At 60.4% G+C, this 22,054-nt stretch carries 18 protein-coding genes; 10 read left to right on the top strand and 8 right to left on the bottom strand.

The window, feature by feature from the left end:
* Window positions 1-7: 7 nt before the first annotated feature.
* The 5 genes from AB4N53_RS24510 (at window position 8) to AB4N53_RS24490 (ending at window position 5,344) form a co-directional block, all read left to right on the top strand.
* Window positions 8-664, top strand: a complete 657-nt coding sequence (locus tag AB4N53_RS24510; protein WP_016771605.1) for an alginate O-acetyltransferase AlgF — start codon at window positions 8-10, stop codon at window positions 662-664.
* Window positions 665-818: 154 nt separating this feature from the next.
* Window positions 819-2,270 carry a mannose-1-phosphate guanylyltransferase/mannose-6-phosphate isomerase gene (locus tag AB4N53_RS24505; RefSeq protein ID WP_315435692.1) on the top strand — a complete coding sequence of 484 codons (1,452 nt, stop codon included), beginning with the start codon at window positions 819-821 and terminating at the stop codon, window positions 2,268-2,270.
* 267 nt (window positions 2,271-2,537) lie between these two features.
* Window positions 2,538-3,002, top strand: a complete 465-nt coding sequence (locus AB4N53_RS24500) for a multidrug transporter (RefSeq protein ID WP_460124183.1) — start codon at window positions 2,538-2,540, stop codon at window positions 3,000-3,002.
* Between the two features lie 35 nt (window positions 3,003-3,037).
* Complete coding sequence (locus tag AB4N53_RS24495) at window positions 3,038-3,862, top strand: SDR family oxidoreductase (RefSeq protein ID WP_460124180.1); 825 nt, start codon at window positions 3,038-3,040, stop codon at window positions 3,860-3,862.
* 174 nt (window positions 3,863-4,036) lie between these two features.
* Entirely contained in the window at window positions 4,037-5,344 is a 1,308-nt protein-coding gene (locus AB4N53_RS24490; protein ID WP_460124177.1) for an NHL repeat-containing protein, read from the top strand.
* Between the two features lie 45 nt (window positions 5,345-5,389).
* Here AB4N53_RS24490 and AB4N53_RS24485 read toward each other — a convergent pair whose 3' ends face one another.
* The 4 genes from AB4N53_RS24485 to AB4N53_RS24470 all read right to left on the bottom strand — a co-directional run bounded on the left by AB4N53_RS24485 (window position 5,390) and on the right by AB4N53_RS24470 (window position 10,288).
* On the bottom strand, window positions 5,390-6,256 hold the full coding sequence (locus AB4N53_RS24485) for an efflux RND transporter periplasmic adaptor subunit (protein ID WP_400556018.1): 867 nt from the start codon (window positions 6,254-6,256) through the stop codon (window positions 5,390-5,392).
* Between the two features lie 10 nt (window positions 6,257-6,266).
* Window positions 6,267-6,467, bottom strand: coding sequence for a DUF1656 domain-containing protein (locus tag AB4N53_RS24480; protein WP_041479478.1), 201 nt, complete (start codon window positions 6,465-6,467; stop codon window positions 6,267-6,269).
* Entirely contained in the window at window positions 6,457-8,649 is a 2,193-nt protein-coding gene (locus AB4N53_RS24475) for an FUSC family protein (protein WP_460124172.1), read from the bottom strand. The genes AB4N53_RS24480 and AB4N53_RS24475 overlap by 11 nt, the downstream gene beginning before the upstream one ends.
* Before the next feature lie 139 nt (window positions 8,650-8,788).
* Complete coding sequence (locus AB4N53_RS24470; protein ID WP_460124169.1) at window positions 8,789-10,288, bottom strand: efflux transporter outer membrane subunit; 1,500 nt, start codon at window positions 10,286-10,288, stop codon at window positions 8,789-8,791.
* Window positions 10,289-10,553: 265 nt separating this feature from the next.
* On the opposite strand from AB4N53_RS24470, the gene AB4N53_RS24465 reads away from it, so the two are divergent.
* From AB4N53_RS24465 to AB4N53_RS24450, 4 genes are all read left to right on the top strand, one after another.
* Window positions 10,554-11,522 (top strand): LysR family transcriptional regulator, encoded by a 969-nt coding sequence (locus AB4N53_RS24465; RefSeq protein ID WP_460124166.1) that lies wholly within the window; start codon window positions 10,554-10,556, stop codon window positions 11,520-11,522.
* A gap of 414 nt (window positions 11,523-11,936) precedes the next feature.
* The gene (locus AB4N53_RS24460; protein ID WP_460124163.1) at window positions 11,937-12,311 is read left to right on the top strand and encodes a DUF6124 family protein; all 375 of its coding nucleotides are present in this window, start codon (window positions 11,937-11,939) and stop codon (window positions 12,309-12,311) included.
* A 1,883-nt stretch (window positions 12,312-14,194) separates the two neighbouring features.
* Window positions 14,195-15,169, top strand: coding sequence for a 2-hydroxyacid dehydrogenase (locus AB4N53_RS24455; RefSeq protein WP_460124160.1), 975 nt, complete (start codon window positions 14,195-14,197; stop codon window positions 15,167-15,169).
* A 149-nt stretch (window positions 15,170-15,318) separates the two neighbouring features.
* Window positions 15,319-15,828 (top strand): DUF2165 family protein, encoded by a 510-nt coding sequence (locus tag AB4N53_RS24450; protein ID WP_460124157.1) that lies wholly within the window; start codon window positions 15,319-15,321, stop codon window positions 15,826-15,828.
* A gap of 18 nt (window positions 15,829-15,846) precedes the next feature.
* Here AB4N53_RS24450 and AB4N53_RS24445 read toward each other — a convergent pair whose 3' ends face one another.
* Window positions 15,847-16,749, bottom strand: a complete 903-nt coding sequence (locus AB4N53_RS24445; protein ID WP_460124154.1) for a DMT family transporter — start codon at window positions 16,747-16,749, stop codon at window positions 15,847-15,849.
* A gap of 141 nt (window positions 16,750-16,890) precedes the next feature.
* On the opposite strand from AB4N53_RS24445, the gene AB4N53_RS24440 reads away from it, so the two are divergent.
* Window positions 16,891-17,766: a helix-turn-helix domain-containing protein gene (locus tag AB4N53_RS24440; protein ID WP_460124151.1), complete on the top strand. Its 876-nt coding sequence runs from the start codon at window positions 16,891-16,893 to the stop codon at window positions 17,764-17,766.
* Window positions 17,767-17,859: 93 nt separating this feature from the next.
* Here AB4N53_RS24440 and AB4N53_RS24435 read toward each other — a convergent pair whose 3' ends face one another.
* From AB4N53_RS24435 to AB4N53_RS24425, 3 genes are all read right to left on the bottom strand, one after another.
* Window positions 17,860-20,289, bottom strand: a complete 2,430-nt coding sequence (locus tag AB4N53_RS24435) for a TonB-dependent siderophore receptor (protein WP_460124148.1) — start codon at window positions 20,287-20,289, stop codon at window positions 17,860-17,862.
* Window positions 20,290-20,501: 212 nt separating this feature from the next.
* Window positions 20,502-21,491, bottom strand: a complete 990-nt coding sequence (locus AB4N53_RS24430) for a FecR family protein (RefSeq protein ID WP_460124145.1) — start codon at window positions 21,489-21,491, stop codon at window positions 20,502-20,504.
* On the bottom strand, window positions 21,488-22,054 hold the full coding sequence (locus AB4N53_RS24425; RefSeq protein ID WP_415763603.1) for an RNA polymerase sigma factor: 567 nt from the start codon (window positions 22,052-22,054) through the stop codon (window positions 21,488-21,490). The genes AB4N53_RS24430 and AB4N53_RS24425 overlap by 4 nt, the downstream gene beginning before the upstream one ends.

Raw genomic sequence — 22,054 nt, 5'->3', positions numbered from 1 at the left:
GTACACCATGACTTTCACTACTACTCCTCGTCGTCTCGCTAAAAGCTTCGCACTGGTTGCTGGCCTCAGCGTACTTTCCGTCCCAGCCTTCGCCGGTGGCGACGCCGCGCTGTACGGCCCGACCGCACCGAAAGGCTCGACCTTCGTGCGCGTCTACAACGCTAGCAACGCTGAGGTCAGCGCGACCGTCGGCAGCACCAACCTGAGCGATATCGCGCCATTGGCCAGCAGCGATTTCAGCTTCATGCCGGGCGGCGACTACAGCGCCAAAGTCGGCAGCCAGACCCTGCCGGTGAAACTCGCCGGTGACCACTACTACACCCTGGTCAACAACGCATCCGGCGCGCCACAACTGATCGAAGAACCGCCGTTCAAGAACAAGCAGAAATCCCTGGTACGTGTGCAGAACCTCAGCGACAAGCCGCTGACCCTGAAGACCGCCGACGGCAAGACCGAAGTGGTGCCGAACGTGGCAGCCAAGGGCCGTGGCGAACGTGAAATCAACCCGGTGAAAGTCAGCCTGGCGCTGTACGAAGGCGACAAGAAAGTCGGCGACGTGAAACCGGTCGCGCTGGAGCGTGGTGAGGCAGCCGTGCTGTACGTCACCGGCAACGGCAGCAACCTGTCGCCAGTCTGGGTGAAACGCCCGGTGTCGACTCGCTAATCCTTTTGTGAACTGACGCAGTACCCCTTGTGGGAGCGAGCCTGCTCGCGAATACGGTCTGACATGCAACATCAATGTCGACTGAGCCATCGCCATCGCGAGCAGGCTCGCTCCCACAGGGCTCTAACCAAATTGATTTTATGGAGTAAACACTATGATTCCGGTGATCTTGTCAGGTGGTAGCGGTTCGCGTCTGTGGCCTCTTTCGCGCAAGCAATTCCCCAAGCAATTCCTCGCCCTGACCGGCGAACACACGCTGTTCCAGCAAACCCTCGAGCGTCTGGTGTTCGAAGGCATGGACACGCCGATCGTGGTCTGCAACAAGGAACACCGCTTCATCGTCAACGAGCAACTGGCCGCGCGCAATCTGGAGTGCCAGCGCATTCTGATGGAACCGTTCGGCCGTAACACGTCGCCGGCCGTGGCCCTGACCGCGATGATGCTGGTCAATGAAGGTCGTGACGAACTGATGCTGGTGCTGCCGGCCGACCACGTACTGGAAGACCAGAAAGCCCTGCAACGCGCGCTGGCCCTGGCCACCGTCGCTGCGGAAAACGGTGAAATGGTCCTGTTCGGCGTGCCGGCGACCAAACCGGAAACCGGCTACGGCTACATCAAATCCACCGCTGATTCGCTGCTGCCCGAAGGCGTCAGCCGCGTCTCGCATTTCGTCGAAAAACCGGACGTCAAGCGCGCCACCGAGTACGTCGAATCCGGCGGTTACTACTGGAACAGCGGCATGTTCCTGTTCCGCGCCAGCCGCTTCCTCGAAGAACTGAAAAAGCACGATCCGGACATCTACGACACCTGCCTGCTGACTCTCGAGCGCAGCCAGCAGGACGCCGACACCATCACCTTCGACGAAGCCACCTTCGCCTGCTGCCCGGACAACTCCATCGACTACTCGGTGATGGAAAAAACCCAGCGCGCCTGCGTGGTGCCGCTGACTGCCGGCTGGAGCGATGTCGGCTGCTGGTCGTCGCTGTGGGAAGTCAACGAGAAAGACGCCAACGGCAACGTCAGCAAAGGCGACGTGGTGATTCAGGACAGCAAGAACTGCATGATCCACGGCAACGGCAAACTGGTCTCGGTGATCGGTCTGGAAAACATCGTCGTGGTCGAAACCAAAGACGCGATGATGATTGCCCACAAGGACAAGGTTCAGGGCGTCAAGCAGATGGTCAACACGCTCAACGAGCAGGGCCGCAGCGAAACCCAGAACCACTGCGAAGTCTATCGTCCGTGGGGCTCGTACGACTCGGTGGACATGGGCGGGCGTTTCCAGGTCAAGCACATCTCGGTCAAGCCGGGCGCGTGCCTGTCGCTGCAGATGCACCACCACCGCGCCGAACACTGGATTGTGGTCAGCGGCACCGCCGAAGTGACCTGCGACGAAAACGTGTTCCTGCTCACCGAAAACCAGTCGACCTACATCCCGATCGCCTCGGTGCACCGCCTGCGCAACCCGGGCAAGATCCCGCTGGAAATCATCGAAGTGCAGTCGGGTTCGTACCTGGGTGAAGACGATATCGAGCGTTTCGAAGATATCTACGGCCGCTCCACCCCGATCGAACGCGGCGTGTCGGTGAAGACCATCGCGCAGTAATCGATCGCTAAAACGAGAAGCCCTCGTCCAGCCCGTTGCGTTCCCTATCCGCAGCGGGCTGGGCGGGGGCTTTTTTTTGTCCTGATTCTGCGTCGCCAGAAATGGCCTCTTCGCGAGCAGGCTCGCTCCCACAGGGGAATGCGTTTCAAGTGTGGGAGCGAGCCTGCTCGCGAAGAGGCCCGGTCAGACACCGCAAGTCCCGATGCCCATCGCCAACCTCACCTACGCTTAGGTAGGATGACCCTCTCTCTCTCGAGGTTGTGCGACATGTTCATCGGCATTTTGCTGGTCATCACCTGGCTTATCCTGCTGTTGCGCTATCCGGCCAAGGCCCTGCCGGTGTCGGTGGCGGCGGCGATTGGCCTGGGCTTCGTGGCCATGTGGGTCGTCTGGCTGGACAACCGCGAAATCAAGCAACTGGCGCGCCTTGAGATGCGTATTGCTTATGCCCCGGAACAATGCCCAGCCGATCGCCCGCTGCAATTGAAAATGAAAAACGGCAATGATGTGCCCCTGACCGAACTGCGCTGGCGCATCGCCGCCTACGCCCCGGGCGATACGGTCAACCTGGCAGACAACCAATACACCGCGCCACGCTATCGCGGTCCCGGCGAATTGCAGGCCGGCGGCGAATGGGAGGACTGTCTGCCCCTGCCACCGCTACGCCCCGGCTATCGCCCGCAAACCCTGGAGTTTCGCGCCGAGCATTTGCAGGGCAGTTTCTCCGACTGATCCCCTCCTCCGATTTTTTGCACAAGGAATGCGCCATGCCCGTTGCGTTGATCACCGGTTGTTCCAGCGGCATAGGCCGCGCCCTCGCCGATGCCTTCAAAGCGGCCGGATACGAAGTCTGGGCCAGTGCGCGCAAGACGCAAGACGTCGCCGCGCTCAGCGCCGCCGGTTTCACCGCGATCCAGCTGGACGTCAACGATGGCGCCGCGCTGGAACAACTCGCCGAGCGCCTCAACCAGCAACACGGCGGCCTCGACGTATTGATCAACAACGCCGGTTACGGCGCCATGGGGCCATTGCTCGACGGCGGCGTAGCGGCCATGCAGCGCCAGTTCGAGACCAATGTCTTCTCGATCATCGGCGTCACCCGCGCGCTGTTTCCGCTGCTGCGTCAGGCCAAAGGTCTGGTGGTGAATATCGGCAGCGTTTCAGGGGTCTTGGTCACGCCATTCGCCGGCGCCTACTGCGCCTCGAAAGCGGCGGTGCATGCGCTGAGCGATGCCCTGCGCATGGAGCTGGCGCCGTTCGGTATCCGCGTGATGGAAGTCCAGCCCGGCGCGATCGAATCGAGTTTCGCAAAGAATGCCGGGCATGAAGCCGAGCAGTTGATCAACGAGCAATCACCATGGTTTCCATTGCGTGAAGGCATTCGCGCACGGGCCAAGGCATCTCAGGATAAACCGACACCGGCGATTGAATTTGCTGCGCAGCTGTTGATGGCTGTGCAACAGAGCAAGCCGCCAAGGCTGGTGCGCATCGGCAATGGCAGCCGGGCGTTGCCGTTGTTGGCGGCGTTGTTGCCGAAAGGTTTGCTGGAATCGACTTTGATGAAGCGCTTCGGCTTGCGCGCACAACTCTGACACTCACCGTCACCCTCCATAGTGAGACCAACGGTATCCAGACCTGTCAGAGTTGACAGTAGGCGACCCTCGAAGGAAGGCCTACTGTGAGTCCAGGCCCGGTGAGCGCATGGTCGAGACCTTGTCATAGCCCGGCGAGCAAACAACCTCACAGCTACCAGCGCAGGGACGTGTATGACAACCGTAAACAAAGCCGCGAACATCAGGGCGACAATCGACGCTACATGGGGAAGTGGCCAGGGCAAACTTCGACTGGACGACATATTCCGCGATGACCCGACAAGGTCTCGCCCGCTGACCGGGTCGGCTCTGCTGGATGATAAATCGCTGATGGTTACCAGTACCTTCGACAAGGGTGTCTTCTTCATTTCGAAGCTGAACCACTTGGGTGCCGTCGACCTGACGTTCGGGGTCGAAGGGCGAGTCACGGGATCGTTCTTTCCTAATGAGCAGGCCGCTGGCGGGCCGATTGCCGCAGGCAACGACGGACGATTGTTCATGGCGGGCAGCACCACCAACGGGAAGGCGGGCGAGGTGCTCCCAGCGATTCTATGCCTTGACCGCAAGGGCAACCGAGTGAGCGAATTTGGCGACAATGGCCAAGTCATCATCAACCATAGCCAAGCGCCGTGGCCCGTAATACAAGGGCCCAGGTTCGTACTCGCGTTACCCGATAACAGCGTGGTAGTTGGGGTGGATCATTACACCGGTGCTCCATTCAATGTGAAGTTGTACAAGGCGTTTCTGTACAAATTCAACGCTGAGGGCCAACCCGAGAACGCATTCGGCAAAAACGGCTGCGTTGAAATCGTCGGCATCCAGCCGAGCTCTGTCAGCTCCCTCAGCGACGGATGCGTACTGGATGACGGACGCTTGTTATTCGCGGGCTACGAAAAGAGAGACAACGACTTGAACTCGGCTGGTCTCATCGTAATGTTGAACGCGGATGGCACGCTCAACCAGGCATTCGGCGAACCGCAAAGACCCGGTTTTCTGGTGGTAGATCCCAGTTCCCGCGGTGCCGAACTGCATACCGTAAAGCAGCGAGCCCCTGGCAAATTTACGGCATCTGGCTACACCAAAAAGTCCAACATCTGGACTAATCAATTCGGCATGTTGATCGCCTTCGACGAAAAAGGCGGCAAAGACTACGAGATCAATGGCGGCGAAATTACCCGGCCCCTTCTACCGGAGTTCGGCGACAACAGAGTGGTTAACTGGACGGACCATGCAACTTTCAACCATAACCTGGTGTTCTCCGGCGCAGACGAAGCGGGCAATTTTGTCGGCTGCCTGATATCCAGTGACGGCAACTACAGCCCTGACTTTTATGATGGGCGAAGCATCATTCGCGAGGACGTACCCACGCTACCACTCTCCACACTTCATTATCAGCAGGACCCGAGCAAACTGGTGGTTGCCCTGAACATCAATCCGGAAAACCCTGTGGGCTGTCTGTATCGCTACAACATTGCCCAGTAGGTGGCAGGATCACCGCGTCGCCCGGTTCAAGGGCGACCCGGTCGATCAATTGTCTGCCAGGTCCTGCTTCACCACTACCGTGCAAGTAATCCCTGCCGCCAGCAACACTCCTTCCGGCACCTCATCAATGTGTATCCGCACCGGCACGCGCTGCGCCAGGCGGACCCAGTTGAACGTCGGGTTAACGTCAGCGATCAGCTCGCGGCTCTCCGGGTTGTCGCGGTCGTAGATGCCACGTGAAATGCTTTCGACATGGCCCTTGAGCACTTCACCGCTCATGAGCTGCATGTCGGCTTGGTCACCGACTTTGACGTGCGGCAGTTTGGTTTCTTCGAAAAAGCCGTAAACCCAGAATGAATTCATGTCGACCACGGCCATCTTCGCCTCGCCGATGCGCGCGTAGTCGCCGCGATGCACGTTCAGGTTGGTCACGTAGCCGTCCACCGCGGCGCGCACTTCGGTGCGTTTGAGGTTGAGTTCGGCGGCTTCAAGCTGCGCCTGGGCGTGTTGGTAATCGGCCAGCGCGGCGTCAGCGATGTTGCTGGCGTCGTCGCGGTTCTCTTTGGAGATCACCAGATTGTCGAGGTCGGCGCGGCGGTGGGCGTTGACCTTGCGCATTTCCCAGGTCGACTTGCGCGAAGCCACCAGTGACTGCGCCTGCTTGACCGCGATGCGGTAGTGCTCGGGGTCGATGCGCATCAGCAGATCGCCCTTCTTCACCAGCTGGTTGTCACGCACCGGCACTTCAACCACTTCGCCGGTGACGTCGGCGGCGACGTTGATGATGTCGGCGCGCACGCGGCCATCGCGGGTCCACGGCGTGTTCATGTAGTGCTCCCACAGCGTACGGCCGATCCACAGCGCCAGGGCCAGCACCAGCAGGGTCGCGAGCAGGCTGAAAAACTTTTTCATCAAGATGTTCTCAACGGTAGACAGTCAGCGCCATGGCGCCGAACAGACAGGTAAACAGGCTCAGACGCAGCAGCGCCGGGTGCCAGAAAAAACGGTACAGGTCGAACCCCGAAAGGAAGCGGTCCAGCGCCCAGGCAAGTCCCGCAGCGACAAAAAACATCAGGGTCATGGTCGGCATGTACACGCCGTGGAAGGCAATTTCACGAGGCATGGGTGAGTCCTTCGGGCCGGGCGGGAGCGAATTCGGCCAGGGGTGATTGCGGGTCGAGCAGCGAGGTGCGGATAAAGTGCAGATAGCTCTTCACCCGGCGCAACGCCGAGGTATCAAAGTGCGGTGCGAACGGCTCATCGGTGGCGGCAACGCGGCTGATCGCGTGGTCGACCGCCACCAGTGCGCGCTCAAGATTGCTAGCGTTCGGCTGCAGAAACAGACGCACCAGCGCACGCCCCATCACGCGGATTGCCTGGCGCCAAGACTGCGATTCGGCATACGCCGGGTGCACCGGCAGGATCGCCTGCTCCTTGCGCAACTCGATGATCGCGTGGCCGACTTCAAGCACCACGAACATCCAGCGCAGCAGACTCTTTTGTACCTTCGGCTGCCCTGCCGCGAGGCCATAGGCCTGATGCAGCAGATCGCGGGTGCGGCTCTCGAAACGCGAGGCCAGGCCCTTGAGTTTGCCGCTGATCGCGTAGACCACTTGCCCACGCAAGTCCTGCTCCAGGCGCTGCCACAGCCAGCGACTGTTCGGCGGCAGAATGATCGCCCCCGCCGCCGCACACACGAGCATGCCCATGACCATGGCGATGTAGTCGTTGATGAAGGTGTAGGGGTTGTAGATCGTCAGGTTGTCCGGCACTGAACCGGTGCTGAAAAAAATCAGCAGGCCCAATCCGACACCGGCGTATTGCGGTCGTGAAGCGAGAAACGAACCGAGCACAATGACCGGTGCGAGCATTACGCACAGCAAAGGAAATCCATCGATCCTGGGGAAGATGAAAAACATCTCCACGAAGCCGATCAGTGCACCGAGAAAAGTCCCGCAGGCCATTTGAAAGGCCATGCGCTTGGGGTTCGGTGTGGCAGCGGACAGGCCGACGGTGGCGGCGGCGATCAGGGTCATGGTCGCCCCGCTCGGCCACGCCGTGGCCACCCAGTAACTGCCCAGCACAATCAGGATGAACGAGGCACGAATTCCCGACGCGGCTGCCGCCCACCAGTTGGTTTGCGGAGTGAAAGGCTCGTCCCAGCGCTCACGTTCGTGGCGATGATCAGCGAGTGAAGCGTGGGTCTGTGCATAACTGTGCAGGTCATCGACGAAGCGATAGAGCAATTCGTAGGCGGTGTGAAAATCCAGTTGTTCGGCTTCGCTTGGCCCCGTGTCCTGAAAGATCCCGCGCAAGGTGCGTACCCGCGCGGGCAAGCCTTCCTTGTAGCTCGCAAGCGCGGTGGCCAAACGTGCCGCATCGGGGCTGGTCAGGGCGCGACCGCTGAAGCCGTCGAGCACTTCGGCGAGATCCTGCAGACCCGGTTTGATCGCCGCAACAACATGTTCTTCGCTATTGCCGCGCAGGCGTTCAAGCAATTGATGCAAGGCGTTGAAGCGCGTGGTGATGCCCATGAACTCGCTGTTCAAACGACTCAGCCGACCGTTGCGCCGGCGCATGTGTGGGTCTTCGAACACGGTCACGCTGCGCAGTCCTTCCAGGCCCACGGCTTCGGCAATGAAACGCACGTTGCTGGCCTCGAACGCCTCGGCTTTGCTGCGCCCGCGCAAGCCGTCGGTGACGAACAAGGCGAACACGCCGAAGCGCTGATACAAGGCGTTGCGCATCGCCGCGCTGGCGGTTTGCGGCAGAATCGCCGCGCTGATCAGCGTCGAACAGAGAATCCCCAGCGAAATCTCCAGCACTCGCCAGACTGCCGCCATAAAGGCGCCGTCCGGGTGCGCCAGCGCCGGCAGACCGACCATCGCTGCGGTGTAACCGGCGAGAACAAAACCATACGCGCGAAAGTTGCGGCAACGCGCGGCACCGGCCGAGCAGATGCCGACCCAGATCGCCAGCGTGCCGAGAAACAGCTCGGTGTTCTGCGCGAACAAAGCGATCAGCGTGACCATCATCGCCGACCCCGCCAGCGTGCCGAGCAAGCGATAAAAACTCTTGGCGAACACCTGACCGCTCTGCGGCTGCATGACGATAAACACGGTGATCATCGCCGTACGCGGTTGCGGCAGTTCCAGGCGCATGGCCAGCCACAGGGTGAGAAACGCGGCGAGCAACACCTTGAAGATATACACCCAGGTCACGCCATCGCTGCGTGCCCAGTCGAAAAAACCGCGACGCCATTCCAGGGAGTGGAGCCAGCGTAGAGGGGCGGGCAAGGAGGTCATTGAAAAAACTCAGGCATGCAATCCGGACTCGAAACCTGTGGGAGCAAGCCTGCTCGCGAAAGCGCAGTCTCAGGCAACATGTTCATTGACTGATACGCCCTCTTCGCGAGCAGGCTCGCTCCCACACTGGATGCTGTGTTCAACGCAGGAGCGCCGGGGTTTTCGGGGCCTGGGTCTGCTCGGCTGTCGGCACGTCATCACCCGCTCCGAGGCCGCCGCCGAGCGCCGTCACCAATTCGGCATGCGCACTCAACCGCGCCGCCTGCACTTGCTGCTGCACTTGCTGCTGTTTGAACAGCAACGTCTGCGCATTGAGTACGTTGAGGTAATCAGTGAGGCCGCGTTGATAGGCGATCATCGCGATGTCGTAGGTCTTCTGCGCTGCGGCCACGGATTCGGCGGCGAAGTCCTGCTGCTTGTCCATCGACTCGCGGCGGATCAACTGATCGGAAATGTTCTTCAGTGCGTTGATCAGCGTCTGGTTGTAGTGCGCCACGGCGATGTCATAACCGGCCGCCGCTTCGCCCAATTCGCCACGCAGGCGGCCGCCGTCGAAGATCGGCAACGAGATCGCCGGGCCAACGTTGTAGTTGAGTTTCTTGCCGGTCAGAAACTCCAGCGCCCCGCCGCCGGTAGCCATGTAGCCGAGGCTGCCGACCAGGTCGACATTGGGGTAGAAACCACCGTGGGCGACATCGATGCCGCGCGCCTGCGCCGCCACTTGCCAGCGACTGGCGACCACGTCGGGACGCTGGCCGAGCAGTTCGGCGGGCAATGCCGAGGGCAGTTTCAATGGCGTCGCGAGGGACAGCGTCGGCCGTTGCAGCTGTGCAGCAGCGCCCGGGCCTTTGCCAGCGAGTGCAGCAATCTGGTTGCGGCTCAGGGCGATTTCCTCGTCCAGCGCATCGAGCTGGCGATGAGTCTCCGGCAGCGGTGTTTCGGCCTGGCTGACTTCGAAGTGCGTGCCGATCCCGCCGCTCAGGCGTTTCTGTGCCAGATCGAGAATCTGCTGTTGCTGCTGAAGCGTCGCCGCGACGATGTCGCGCTGGGCGTAATGCAGCGACAACTCGATGTAGGCGCGGACCAGATTGCTCTGCAGTTCCAGCTGCGCCAGTCGCGCCTCGGCCACGCTCACATGGGCCAGATCCACCGCGCGTTCACTGGCATTGCGCTCGCGGCCCCAGAGGTCGAAGGCGTAGCTGAAGCCGAGCGCGGCGTTGTTGTCCCACGTGGTGGTGTTGGCCAGATCGCCGGGGCCGTAGAATTGATCGGTCGGCCAGTTGTGGCGCTTGAGGGTCGACTCGCCATTGATCTGCAACGCCTCGGCCGCTTCGGCAACACCGGCCATGGCCTTGGCCTGACGCACCCGCGCAGCAGCCATGGCCATGCTCGGGCTGCCTTGCACGGCGAGGTCGATCCAGTGATCGAGTTGCGCATCGCCAAATGCTCGCCACCATTGTGCGCTCGGCCAGTGGGCATCCTTGGCAGCCTCGGCAATGGCCGCGTCGGTGGCCAGTGAATCAGCCGCAAGCGTCTCGCCGTGAGGGGCAATGCCTTGGGTAGAGATGCAGCCGCCGAGAGCCAGGGTTAAAGCCAGAACACTGAGCGGCAAAAGCGCTCTGTTGATGCGACGCGGCACAGCTGCGAATTCCTGAGAGAGGGATAGATCGAGGGACTTGTGTAGGAGCTGCCGAAGGCTGCGATCTTTTGATCTTTTTAAAGACAAAGATCGCAGCCTTCGGCAGCTCCTACAGGGATCGGCGCAATTCTATGGAGGTGCCTCTGCGGCGATAAGCTGGGATTTCTGTGAATCTTTGTTACGGTTAACGAGATAATCCCTTGGTCGGGGGTCTCAGCCCCTGAAACTTCGTGTCACAATTTGCCATCTCCCTTGAGAGCACCCCATGGACACTTTGCAAAACATGCGCGCCTTCAGTTGTGTTGCCGAAGCGGGCAGCTTCACCGCCGCCGCCGTGCAACTCGACACCACCACCGCCAACGTCTCGCGCGCGGTCTCCAACCTCGAAGCCCATCTGCAAACCCGTCTGCTCAATCGCACAACCCGGCGCATCGCCCTGACCGAGGCCGGCAAACGCTACCTGCTGCGCTGCGAACAAATTCTCGCCTACGTCGAAGAAGCCGAGGCGGAAGCCAGCGACGCCCACGCGCGCCCGGCGGGGCAGTTGAAAGTACACACCATGACCGGCATCGGTCAGCACTTCGTCATCGACGCCATCGCCCGCTACCGCAAGACCCACCCCGACGTGACCTTCGACCTGACCCTGGCCAACCGCGTGCCGGACCTGCTCGACGAGGGCTACGACGTGTCCATCGTGCTGGCCAGCGAACTGCCCGATTCCGGCTTCGTCTCGCAACGCCTGGGCATCACCTACAGCATCGTCTGCGCCTCGCCGGCCTACGTAAAAGCCAACGGCGCCGCACAGAAACCCAGCGACCTGCTCAACCACGCCTGCCTGCGCCTGGTCAGCCCGGTGATCCCGCTGGAGAAATGGGCCTTCGACGGCCCGGACGGCCAGGAAACGGTCACCATCAACAGCTCGCCATTCCTGGTGAACTCCGCCGACGCCATGAAAACCGCGATCACCAGCGGCATGGGCGTCGGCGTGCTGCCGGTCTACGCCGCCATCGAAGGCCTGCGCAACGGCACCCTGGTGCGCGTAATGCCAAACTACCGCTCGCAGGAACTCAATCTCTACGCGATCTACCCGTCGCGGCAGTACCTGGATGCGAAGATCAAGACCTGGGTGGAGTATTTACGCGGATCGTTGCCGGAAATACTGGCGGCGCATCAGGCGGAACTGGTTGCGTATGAACTGACCGGGAGCCTGGCTGGCGCCCGCGTCGCCACCTGAGTTTAAACACTCGCAGGTTTCCTGTAGCAGCTGACGAGTGCAACGAGGCTGCGATCTTTTGATCTTGCTGTTTAAAAATCAAAAGATCGCAGCCTACGGCAGCTCCTACATCGCGGTGTTTACCGGGAAGTTTCCGACAGGTTTTGCAGGTTGTCCGTCGGAAGTGCGGTGGCTAGGATTTGGTGGTTGCTGACGAATCAGCGACCGGGTCTGGAAAACCCGCAGGATCACAGCGCATGACATAATGCCGCGCTCTTTCAGCGCCGGTATTCAGTTATGGCGGCTGTACGTGGGAGACCTTCGGGTCTGCCGGGTTTGATCCTTTGCCGGTTTTTCCAGTCCGCGTACAGCTGCCACCCCTTTCGCCTGGAAAACGAAAAATGGCAGCTCCATTAATCCAAAAGGATCTTTGCCATGTTCAAGCCCACACCCAATCCCCCCGAATCCGAAAGCACCTCACCCTACCAATCCCCCGACTCAACGAAACTCCACGACGCCGCCGAGCGTGCGCTGGATCACTACCTCAAACCGGCCACCACCGCGCAGCAAAGCCACAGACCCAGCACCATGTTCCAGGTCGCCCCCGACCAGGACAACGAAAGCCTGCTGGCCCACGCCTGCGAATCCCTCGCCTCGGCGAGCATCATGAGCAGCGACATCGCCGCCTACGTCGACAGCCCCCAACGACACACGATACTGGCCATCCAGCAGGTGATCATGCTCGCGGAACTGGCAGTGAATCGGGTGCTGGATAATTACGAAATCCATCAATCGCCGACACGTAGCTGACCCTGTGGGAGCGAGCCCGACCCTGAGGGCTTCGGCACATTCAATATTCGAGGTGTCAGATAAACCGCTTTCGCGAGCAGGCTCGCTCCCACAATTCTGGGTCGTGTACACCGGCAAGATAGGAGTCGGCTGTCAGGCCGCCTTCGCAGGCAAGCCAGCTCCCACAGGGACAGGGTGAATCTGGCAGAGATAGGTTGGCAGTGAAGACGCTTTCGCGAGCAGGCTCGCTCCCACAATTCTGGGTCGTGTACATCAGCAAGATAGGAGTCGGCTGTCAGGCCGCCTTCGCTGGCAAGCCGGCTCCCACAGGGACGGGGTGAATCTGGCAGAGATGGGTTGGCAGAGGAGACGCCTTCGCGAGCAGGCTCGCTCCCACAATTTTGGGCCGTGTACATCAGCAAGATATGAGTCGGCTGTCAGGCCGCCTTCGCTGGCAAGCCAGCTCCCACAGGGACAGGGTGAATCTGGCAGAGATAGGTTGGCAGTGAAGACGCTTTCGCGAGCAGGCTCGCTCCCACAATTCTGGGTCGTGTACATCAGCAAGATAGGAGTCGGCTGTCAGGCCGCCTTCGCTGGCAAGCCAGCTCCCACAGGGACAGGGTGAATCTGGCAGAGAGAGGTTGGCAGTGGAGACGCTTTCGCGAGCAGGCTCGCTCCCACAATTCTGGGTCGTGTACATCAGCCAAGATATGAGTCGGCTGTCAGGCCGCCTTCGCTGGCAAGCCAGCTCCCACAGGGACAGGGGGAATCTGGCAGAGCGAGGTTGGCTATGAGGACGCTTTCGCGAGCAGGCTCGCTCCCACAATTCTGGGTCGTGTACATCAGCCAAGATATGAGTCGGCTGTCAGGCCGCCTTTGCTGGCAAGCCAGCTCCCACAGGGACAGGGTGAATCTGGCAGAGATAGATTGGCAGTGAAGACGCTTTCGCGAGCAGGCTCGCTCCCACAATTCTGGGTCGTGTACATCAGCCAAGATATGAGTCGGCTGTCAGGCCGCCTTCGCTGGCAAGCCAGCTGCCACAGGGACAAGGTGGATCTGGCAGAGATAGGTTGGCAGTGAAGACGCTTTCGCGAGCAGGCTCGCTCCTACAATTCTGGGTCGTGTACATCAGCCAAGATATGAGTCAGCTGTCAGGCCGCCTTCGCTGGCAAGCCGGCTGCCACAGGGACAGGGGGAATCTGGCAGAGATGGGTTGGCAGAGGAGACGCCTTCGCGAGCAGGCTCGCTCCCACAATTCTGGGTCGTGTACACCGGCAAGATATGAGTCGGCTGTCAGGCCGCCTTTGCTGGCAAGCCAGCTGCCACAGTTTGAATCGAGTACATCAGCGAGAAACAGGTCGGCTGTCAGGCCGCCTTCGCGAGCAGGCTCGCTCCCACAAAAGCAAAAGCAAAAGCAAAGCAAAGCAAAGCAAAGCAAAGCAAAGCAAAGCAAAGCAAAGCAAAGCAGCTGCCCGCGGCGAAGCCGCCCCACTCAACAATGAGCGCAAGCTCGAGTACCGCTCTTGATCTTGATCCACCGGCGACGTCGGAAGGCTGAGTGGAGGGATTGATCCGGGCGTGGGAGCGCAGCGACCGTCTGGCGCAGCCAGACACAGCGGAAGGAGGTGCAGCGAAGCAAACCGTAGCCGCTGCGCCCGGATCGATCCCGGAGCGAAGGGACCCGAGCCTGCGAGGGCCGAACGTAGGAGCAAGCCTTTTGGGTTACCTTTTTGGCGTTTGAAAAAGGTGACCCGCCGTAAGGGCGGAACCGTAATCAGCAACACCCGAAGAAACGGATATTCACCCAAAACCCCAAGAACCTGGTCGGCCCAGAGGCCGCCAAGACAACCCGAGCGAGAAAATGTTAGCGTGCTTGCAATCAAGCCCCGACGAGCCCAACCCCAATGAAAAAAACAGTCCTGGCCTTCAGCCGCATCACCCCGCCCATGATCGAACGCCTGCAAGAAGAGTTCGACGTCATCGTCCCCAACCCCAAGACCGGTGACATCAACGCCCAGTTCAACGAAGCCCTGCCCCACGCCCACGGCCTCATCGGCGTCGGCCGCAAACTCGGCCGCGCACAATTGGAAAGCGCAACAAAACTCGAAGTGGTCTCAAGCGTCTCGGTCGGCTACGACAACTACGACCTCGACTACTTCAACGAACGCGGGATCATGCTCACCAACACCCCCGACGTGCTCACCGAAAGTACCGCCGACCTCGCCTTTGCCCTGATCATGAGCAGCGCCCGCCGCGTCGCCGAACTCGACGCCTGGACCAAGGCAGGCCAATGGCAAGCCAGCGTCGGCGCGCCGTTGTTTGGCAGTGATGTGCACGGCAAGACCCTCGGCATCGTCGGCATGGGCAACATCGGCGCCGCCGTTGCCCGACGCGGTCGCTTCGGCTTCAACATGCCGATCATCTACAGCGGCAACAGCCGCAAGACCGAACTGGAAGAGGAACTCGGCGCGCAGTTCCGCAGCTTGGATGAGCTACTGGCCGAGGCCGATTTCGTCTGCCTGGTGGTACCACTGAGCGACAAGACCCGTCACCTGATCAGCCATCGCGAACTGGCGCTGATGAAGCCAAGTGCAATCCTGGTCAACATCTCGCGCGGGCCGGTGGTCGACGAACCGGCGCTGATCGACGCTCTGCAAAACAACCGCATCCGAGGCGCCGGGCTCGACGTCTACGAAAAAGAACCGTTGGCCGAATCGCCGCTGTTCCAATTGAAAAACGCCGTGACCCTGCCCCACATTGGCTCGGCGACCACCGAGACCCGCGAAGCCATGGCCAACCGCGCACTGGCCAACCTGCGCAGCGCCCTGCTCGGCGAACGGCCGCAGGATCTGGTCAACCCGCAAGTCTGGCGTCGCTGAACAAAAAGGCCAGTGCACTGTTGCACTGGCCTTTTATTCTCTTTGATTACATAACTTGCAACTGAACAAGCAAGCCCATTTCAGTAACTGCAATATAAGCTCTCGCAACTTATCAACTTATTGATTGATTGCCATGGAGAGCCATTCCCGTGAACACCCTGACAACTGACAAACTTATTCGTTACAGCAAAGTCATCCTGATGGCTTATATAAGCTTCTTCGGCCTGCTGGTGATGATTCACAACTTCACCGACTATGAATCCAATTACACCTATGTGGCGCACATCCTGAGTATGGACACCACCAACGCCAGCGAAAACATCATCTACCGGGCTATTGACTCGCCCATGATCCACCACCGGATCTACTGGTTCATCATCACCATGGAAGTCACTTACACGGTGCTCTGTCTGATCGGCACTTACCAGTTATATCGCTACATTGATGCTTCCGCTGCAGCTTTTCATGAAGCCAAGAAGTTTTCGATCATGGGCATATTGGTCGCCATCTTCATTTATTACGTGTGCCTGCAAACTGTCGGTGTTGAATGGTTCGACATGGACACTTCGCAATCATGGAACGCCAAGGACTGGGCACGACACATTGTCGACTTTATCTTCCCGGTAATGATCTACATCACCTTGAAAGTCGAGCGCTGAACAGCAGCGCTCGTTTTATCAAGCCAACTTCCCCTGCCCGGCGGACAACAGTGGTTTGGGTTTACGGAACACCAGCACGTTGCCCAGCATCACCAACACCAAACCGGCCAGCGCCGGCGCGGTCCATTGATAGCCTTCGGCAAACGCCGACACGTTCAGCGCCACCACCGGGAACAACACCGTGCAATAAGCTGCACGCTCCGGGCCCATGCGCCCGACCAGCGTCAGGTAGGCGGTAAAGCCGATCACCGAGCCGGGAATCACCAGATACAGTAACGCGCCGACATAACGTGGTGACCAGTCCATTTCGAACGGGATGCCTTTGAGCAGACACCACACCGACAACATCGCCGCGCCATAGGCCATGCCCCAGGCGTTGGTGGTCAGCGGTCTCAACCCTGCTTTCTGTTGCAAACTGGAGAGCATATTGCCGGCCGAAAAACACAAGGTTCCGCACAACGCCAACCCGAGGCCGAGAAGGGTTTGCGGAGTGGCCTGATGCCCGGCCACCTCCGGCCAGAACAACAGTCCCAGACCGAACAGCCCGAGCGCGCCACCCATCAATACATTGCGAGCAATGCGCTGCCCGAAGAACACCCGCGCATTCAGCGCGTTCCACAGTGTTGCCGTGGAAAACACCACCGCCACCAGCCCGCTGGGAATCCACTGACTGGCGGTCAAAAAGCACATGAAGTTGATGCAGAACAGGCACAGGCCCTGCAAGACGCAGATAAGGTGCCCGCGCCGATTCATCGGTTGCAGACGGCGGCTGAGCAGCAGCAACGCAAACAACACCAATGCAGCCAGGCCGAAGCGATAGACAATCGACACCGGAATTTCGACCACGCCCAATTGCCATTTCAAGGCGATCCAAGTGGTTCCCCAGATCAGCACGGTCAGCAGATACAACGACAGGTTCATGGCAGACACTCCTTAAACAGGCCTTGAGTGTCTGCCTCGGCCATCCTTCGGCGCTTGCAGAATCTTGCGCTTTTGTCTGCCAGCAGGCTGGCAGCGCCACGTCTACGGAGTAGGATGCGAAGGCGTTGAAGAGAACCGCACATGGCCGCCATCGATACCCTGCAAGTCTTTCAAGCCCTCAACCGCTCGCCGAATGCACGCCTGGTGCACAGCGCCGAACTCGGCGACGGCTTGTCTGCGGCTTTGTGGACCAACCACCACGACGCCCAGGAATACGAAGCACCGAGTCATCACACCTTGTCCTGCTACATCGCCGGCGGCACCGGCACGTTTCGTCGTGGCCAACCGGGCCGCAAGGGCGGGCCGGACAAGCTATGCATCCTGCCGGCCGAGCATGAATCGGGTTGGGTGATCAATGGCGATATTCGTCTGGCGCACCTGTATTTCAGCGCCGAACAATTCGCCCTCGGCTGCGTGACTTTGCTCGATCGCGAACCGCGCGAGATGCAGTTGCGCGAACAGACCTTTCTCGAAGATCCGCAACAGGCGCAACGCTTTCGCCAACTATTGAGCCTCAACTGGCAAGAGCCGGCCGAACGCTTGCTGACCAGCAGCCTTGCCCACGAATTGATCAGCCACACGCTGCTCAGCCAGGTGGGTGCGCGCCAGGGCTTGCGCTTGAAGGGCGGACTGGCGCCGCATCAGCGGCGGCAACTGGTGGAGTTCATCGACAACCAGTTGAGCGAAGCCATCAGCCTCGGGCAACTGGCCGGGCTGTGCGCGCTGTCGGAATATCACTTCGCGCGGATGTTTCGCCTGAGCTTTGGCCTGCCGCCGCATCAGTACGTGCTGGCGCGGCGCTTGAGCCGGGCACGGGAATTGTTGCGCGGGACGGCGCTGCCATTGGGGGAGATTGCGCTGGCGTGCGGGTTTACCAGTGCGAGTCATTTCACCAACCGGTTCAGGCAGGTTTTAGGTGGGACGCCGGGCGAGTATCGGCAGGCGTTTTTGCGGTAGAAGGTCAAAAGATCGCAGCCTTCGGCAGCTCCTACAGGGGAAACGCATTCCAAATGTAGGAGCTGCCGAAGGCTGCGATCTTTTGACGTTGACTCAAAACTCCAGAGTGCTCGACAAGGAAACCTGCCGCGAGTCCCCCATCGAGACAAAGAAGCGGCTCGCTGATGACGTGTAGTAGGTGCGATCAAACAGGTTCTTCACGTTCAACTGAAACTTGACTTTCTGCCCTTCGACTCTGGTGTCGTAAGTAGCAAACGCATCCGCCACGGTATAGCTCGGCAGATCAAAATCATTCACCGCGTTGCCTGCGCGCTCTCCGACATAGCGCGCGCCTGCCCCGATACGCAGCTGATCGCCGCCAAACACATTGCCGAAGTCATAAACCGCCGACAGCGAGCCGGAATTCTTCGCTACGTTTTGCAGGCGCTTGCCTTTGTATTCCGGGTCTTCGGTGACTTCGGCGTCGGTATAGGCGTAGCTGCCGATCAGGTTCCAGTGCTCGCTGAGTTGCCCGCTGACATCGACTTCCAGGCCGCGTGAACGCACTTCACCCGCCGCGCTGTAGATCGTCGTCGGGCCTTCGGAATTGGCCACCAGCACGTTGCGTTTCTTGATGTCGAACAACGCAATATTGCCGGTGATGCTGCCCGGCATATCCAGCCGCGCACCCAGCTCCCACGACTTGGCTTCTTCTGGCGCAATGCTGCCGTCGAGCACAGTGCTGCTGCCGCTCAGCGGGGCAATGGTCGAGTTGGGTTTGAACGATTCGGTGTAACTGCCGTAGAACGACAAGGCATCGGTGTAGCGGTACACGAGCCCTGCGCGCGGCACCCACTTCTGCCCGTTGCTGTCGGTGTTGGCCTTGAACGGCACGCCTTTGCCGGCGTACTGGTCGTACTCCTGAAAACGTCCGCCAGCGACCAGGATCCACTGCTCGTTGAGGTGAATCGAATCCTGCAGGAACAGCGAGTCGCTGCGCAGTTTGTCGGTCTGCGCGCTGTCGGGCGCACTCACCGTAGTGCCCATCACTTCGCGACCATACACCGGATTGAGGTAGCTGAACGTGGTCAGGCTTTTCTGCCGGATCAGATCCTCGCGGTAGATCTTGCGATATTCGTCGTCGACGCCGAACACCAGATCATGCTGCATGCCCAGTACATTCACTTTGCCTTCGAGGCTGGCGGTGGTGAAACGGTCGGTGCTGATCGCATTCTGGGTGCCGTCCATACTGCGGGTCAGTGTGCCTTTGTTGGTGTCGATCGCAGTCACGCGCACCTGGCTGGCGTCGTAGGTTTCGCGGTTCCAGCTGTAGCCGAAGTGGGCTTTCCAGTCGTCATTGAGTTCATGGTCGGCTTCGAAATGGTACAGATCCGAGCGCCCTTCCATGTCGTTGAACGGCTCATCGAGACGCTGCTTGCGCGAGATATCCAGCGGATGGTTGGTGCGCGGATCGATCAAGGTGCCACGGTCGAACGGCGTGAGAAATTCGCGGTGCTCGTAGGCGAACAGCAGCTTGGTGCGCTCGCCGTACCAGGCCAGCGAAGGTGCGATCAGCGTCTCGCGGTGGGTGCCGAAGTTGCGCCAGTAATCTTCGTCTTCATGATCGACGACCATGCGATAGGCGAAGCCGGAATCGCCCAGCGCGCCAGTGCTGTCGAAGGCGCCGCCGCTGCCATTCTTGCCGTCACCGTAGGTCGAACCGCGCACGGTTACGGCGTTGTACTGGGTCAGTTCGGGCTTCTTGCTGACCAGGTTGACCACGCCGCCCGGATCCTGAATCCCGTAGAGCAACGAGGCCGGGCCCTTGAGCACTTCGACGCGATCCACAGTCGCGTTCATGCCACGGCCCTGCACCAGCGGCATGCCGTCGCGCATGATCGAGCCGTTGCGGTTGTCGCCGAAGCCGCGAGTCATCACTGAATCCTGGGTACTGCCCAAGGTGTTGCCCTGGGTGATGCCGCTGACATTGGCCAGCGCGTCATCGAGATTGCGCGGCGCCTGATCGCGAATGACCTGCGCCGGGATGACATTGACGGTTTGCGGAATCTCTTGCAGCGATGCCGATGAGCGCATCACTGAACTGGTATCGGGCGGCTGATAACTCAGCGATTCATCGCGCGTAGACGTGATGGTCGTGGCGCCGAGATTGAGCGCGCCTTCGGTCGGCATCGGCTCCAGCGCCAACGTGTGGTTGTCGGTGCGGCGAAAGCTCAGGCCGGAGTTGCCGAGCAGACGTTGCAGGGCCTGTTCGGCGCTCATCTGGCCGTTGACTGCCGGAGCATTGAGGCCGTACGGCGCTTCGTCGGTGTAGACCACGCTCTGCCCGGTCACGCGGCTGAAGTCACTCAGGGCCTGGGGCAACGGTTTGGCGGCCAGGGCAAAATTGAATTGCTGTTGCGCCTGACTGCTCACCGCTTCAACGGCCAGCGCCATACTCATCGGCAGCAATGCCAACGCGGAAAAACTCAACGCCGACATGCCCAACCACTGTTTGACCGAACCGGATTTTGCCCTGGACTTCATTGCTCAATGACCTGTGTAGAACCGCAACGGATGCGAATGGCTCGCAGTTTCAGTCACTACACGGATGGGGCTCGGGGTTACCTCACCTTTAATTTGAAAATATTTTTCGGGGGATTTGTTGCCTGGGCTGACGCCTTCGCGAGCAGGCTCGCTCCCACCTTTGGAATGCGTTCCCTGTGGGAGCGAGCCTGCTCGCGAAGAGGCCGGCAGCCTCAGCGCAGAATAATCAGCTGCCCCAACACCCGATGCTGCTCAAATCCCAATACCCCCTGCAACGAATTGAGCACTGCTTGCGGGTCCTTGCTCGGAAAGCTGCCGCTGACCTTGCGCGCCGCCAGCTCATCGTTGAGCAGCACAATCCGCCCCGGGTAATAGCGGCGCAGATCCTCGACGACATCGGCCAGCGTGGTCTTGTAGTAAGTCAGCCAACCCTGACGCCAGGCCAGTTGCGCTTCACTGTCCACGGCATGCAGTTTTTCCGCTGAGCCCTCGGCGTAGGCAACTTGCTGGCCGGCCGTGAGAATCTGCTGTTGGCCATGCTCATCGGCCGTCACCGCGACACGCCCGGACAATACCGTCACTTGCGCGCCGTGAGGTTGCCGGCGCACTTCGAACTGGGTGCCGAGCACCCGCGCCTCGCCCTGCTCCGCCGCCACCACAAACGGATCGCCAGTGTGAGTGACGCTGAAGTAAGCAGCACCTCTGATCAATTTCACGCGGCGCTGGCCATGACTGAAATTCACAGCAATCGCACTGTCGGCATCCAGTGTCACTTGCGACTGATCGGCCAGAGTCACCGTGCGGATTTCCCCCGGTGCCGAGACATGATCAGCGCGCAGATCGTCGAGCCAGCGCTGCGCCTGCCACCCCGTGCCGAGGCTGACCATCAGCAGCAAACACGCGGCCAGCGCCAGCGCGCCCGACCAACGTAACATCGGCGAACGACGCGGGACGTCCATCGCCTGCAGATAACCTTGCAGCGCGAGCGCATCTTCATCGGCCAGCGTGCGCGCGGGGCTTTCGCTGAGTTCCCAGATCACCTGCGCCTGCGCATACGCTTGGGCATGGGCCGGATCGGCGCGCAGCCACTGGCTGAAGGTGAGTTGATCGCCAGTGCTCGGGCGGTCGTGCAACAGGCTCAGCCAGGCCAGCGCGGCCTGTTCCTGGGCCGGTGTCGGTGTGATCGGGTTGGATGGCTTCACGGTGCTTTCCCTGGCAAGCGTGGCGCGGGTTCGCGCAGGCTGGCCTTGCAGGCCTCGAGGGCGCGCATCATATGTTTTTCCACGGCACTTTGGGACAGGCCCATGGCCTTGGCGATCTCAGCGTACTTGCGCCCGTGAATGCGATTGAGCAGAAAGATCTGCCGGGTACGCTCGGGCAAGGCGCGCAACGCGGCTTCGACGTGACGCAGATCATTGCCGGCTTCGAGTGCGGCCTGGGGTTCGCTGCCATGGCTGTCGGGTTCGTCCGGCTGCCAGCCTTCATTGACGCGCGTGCGCGTGCCTTCGCTGCGCAGATGGTCGATGGCGATGTTGCCGGCGCAGCGCAGCAGATAGGTGCTGAGCTCTTCAACCTGGACCAGCGGCCGGCGCCAGAAGCGCAAAAACAGATCCTGGACCAGATCCGCCGCCGTCGCCCGACAACCGACGCGCCGGTTCACCAGCGCCTCCATTTGCGCACGCTGGGACAGAAACACCTGGAGAAAATGCGCACGCGCGCCACGCGCTTCGTCATCGCGTGATTCCGGTGGCAGACCGATCAGCAC

It is taken from the genome of Pseudomonas sp. H3_E04 (assembly GCF_054668915.1).
This window is presented reverse-complemented; position numbering and strand designations above follow the sequence as displayed.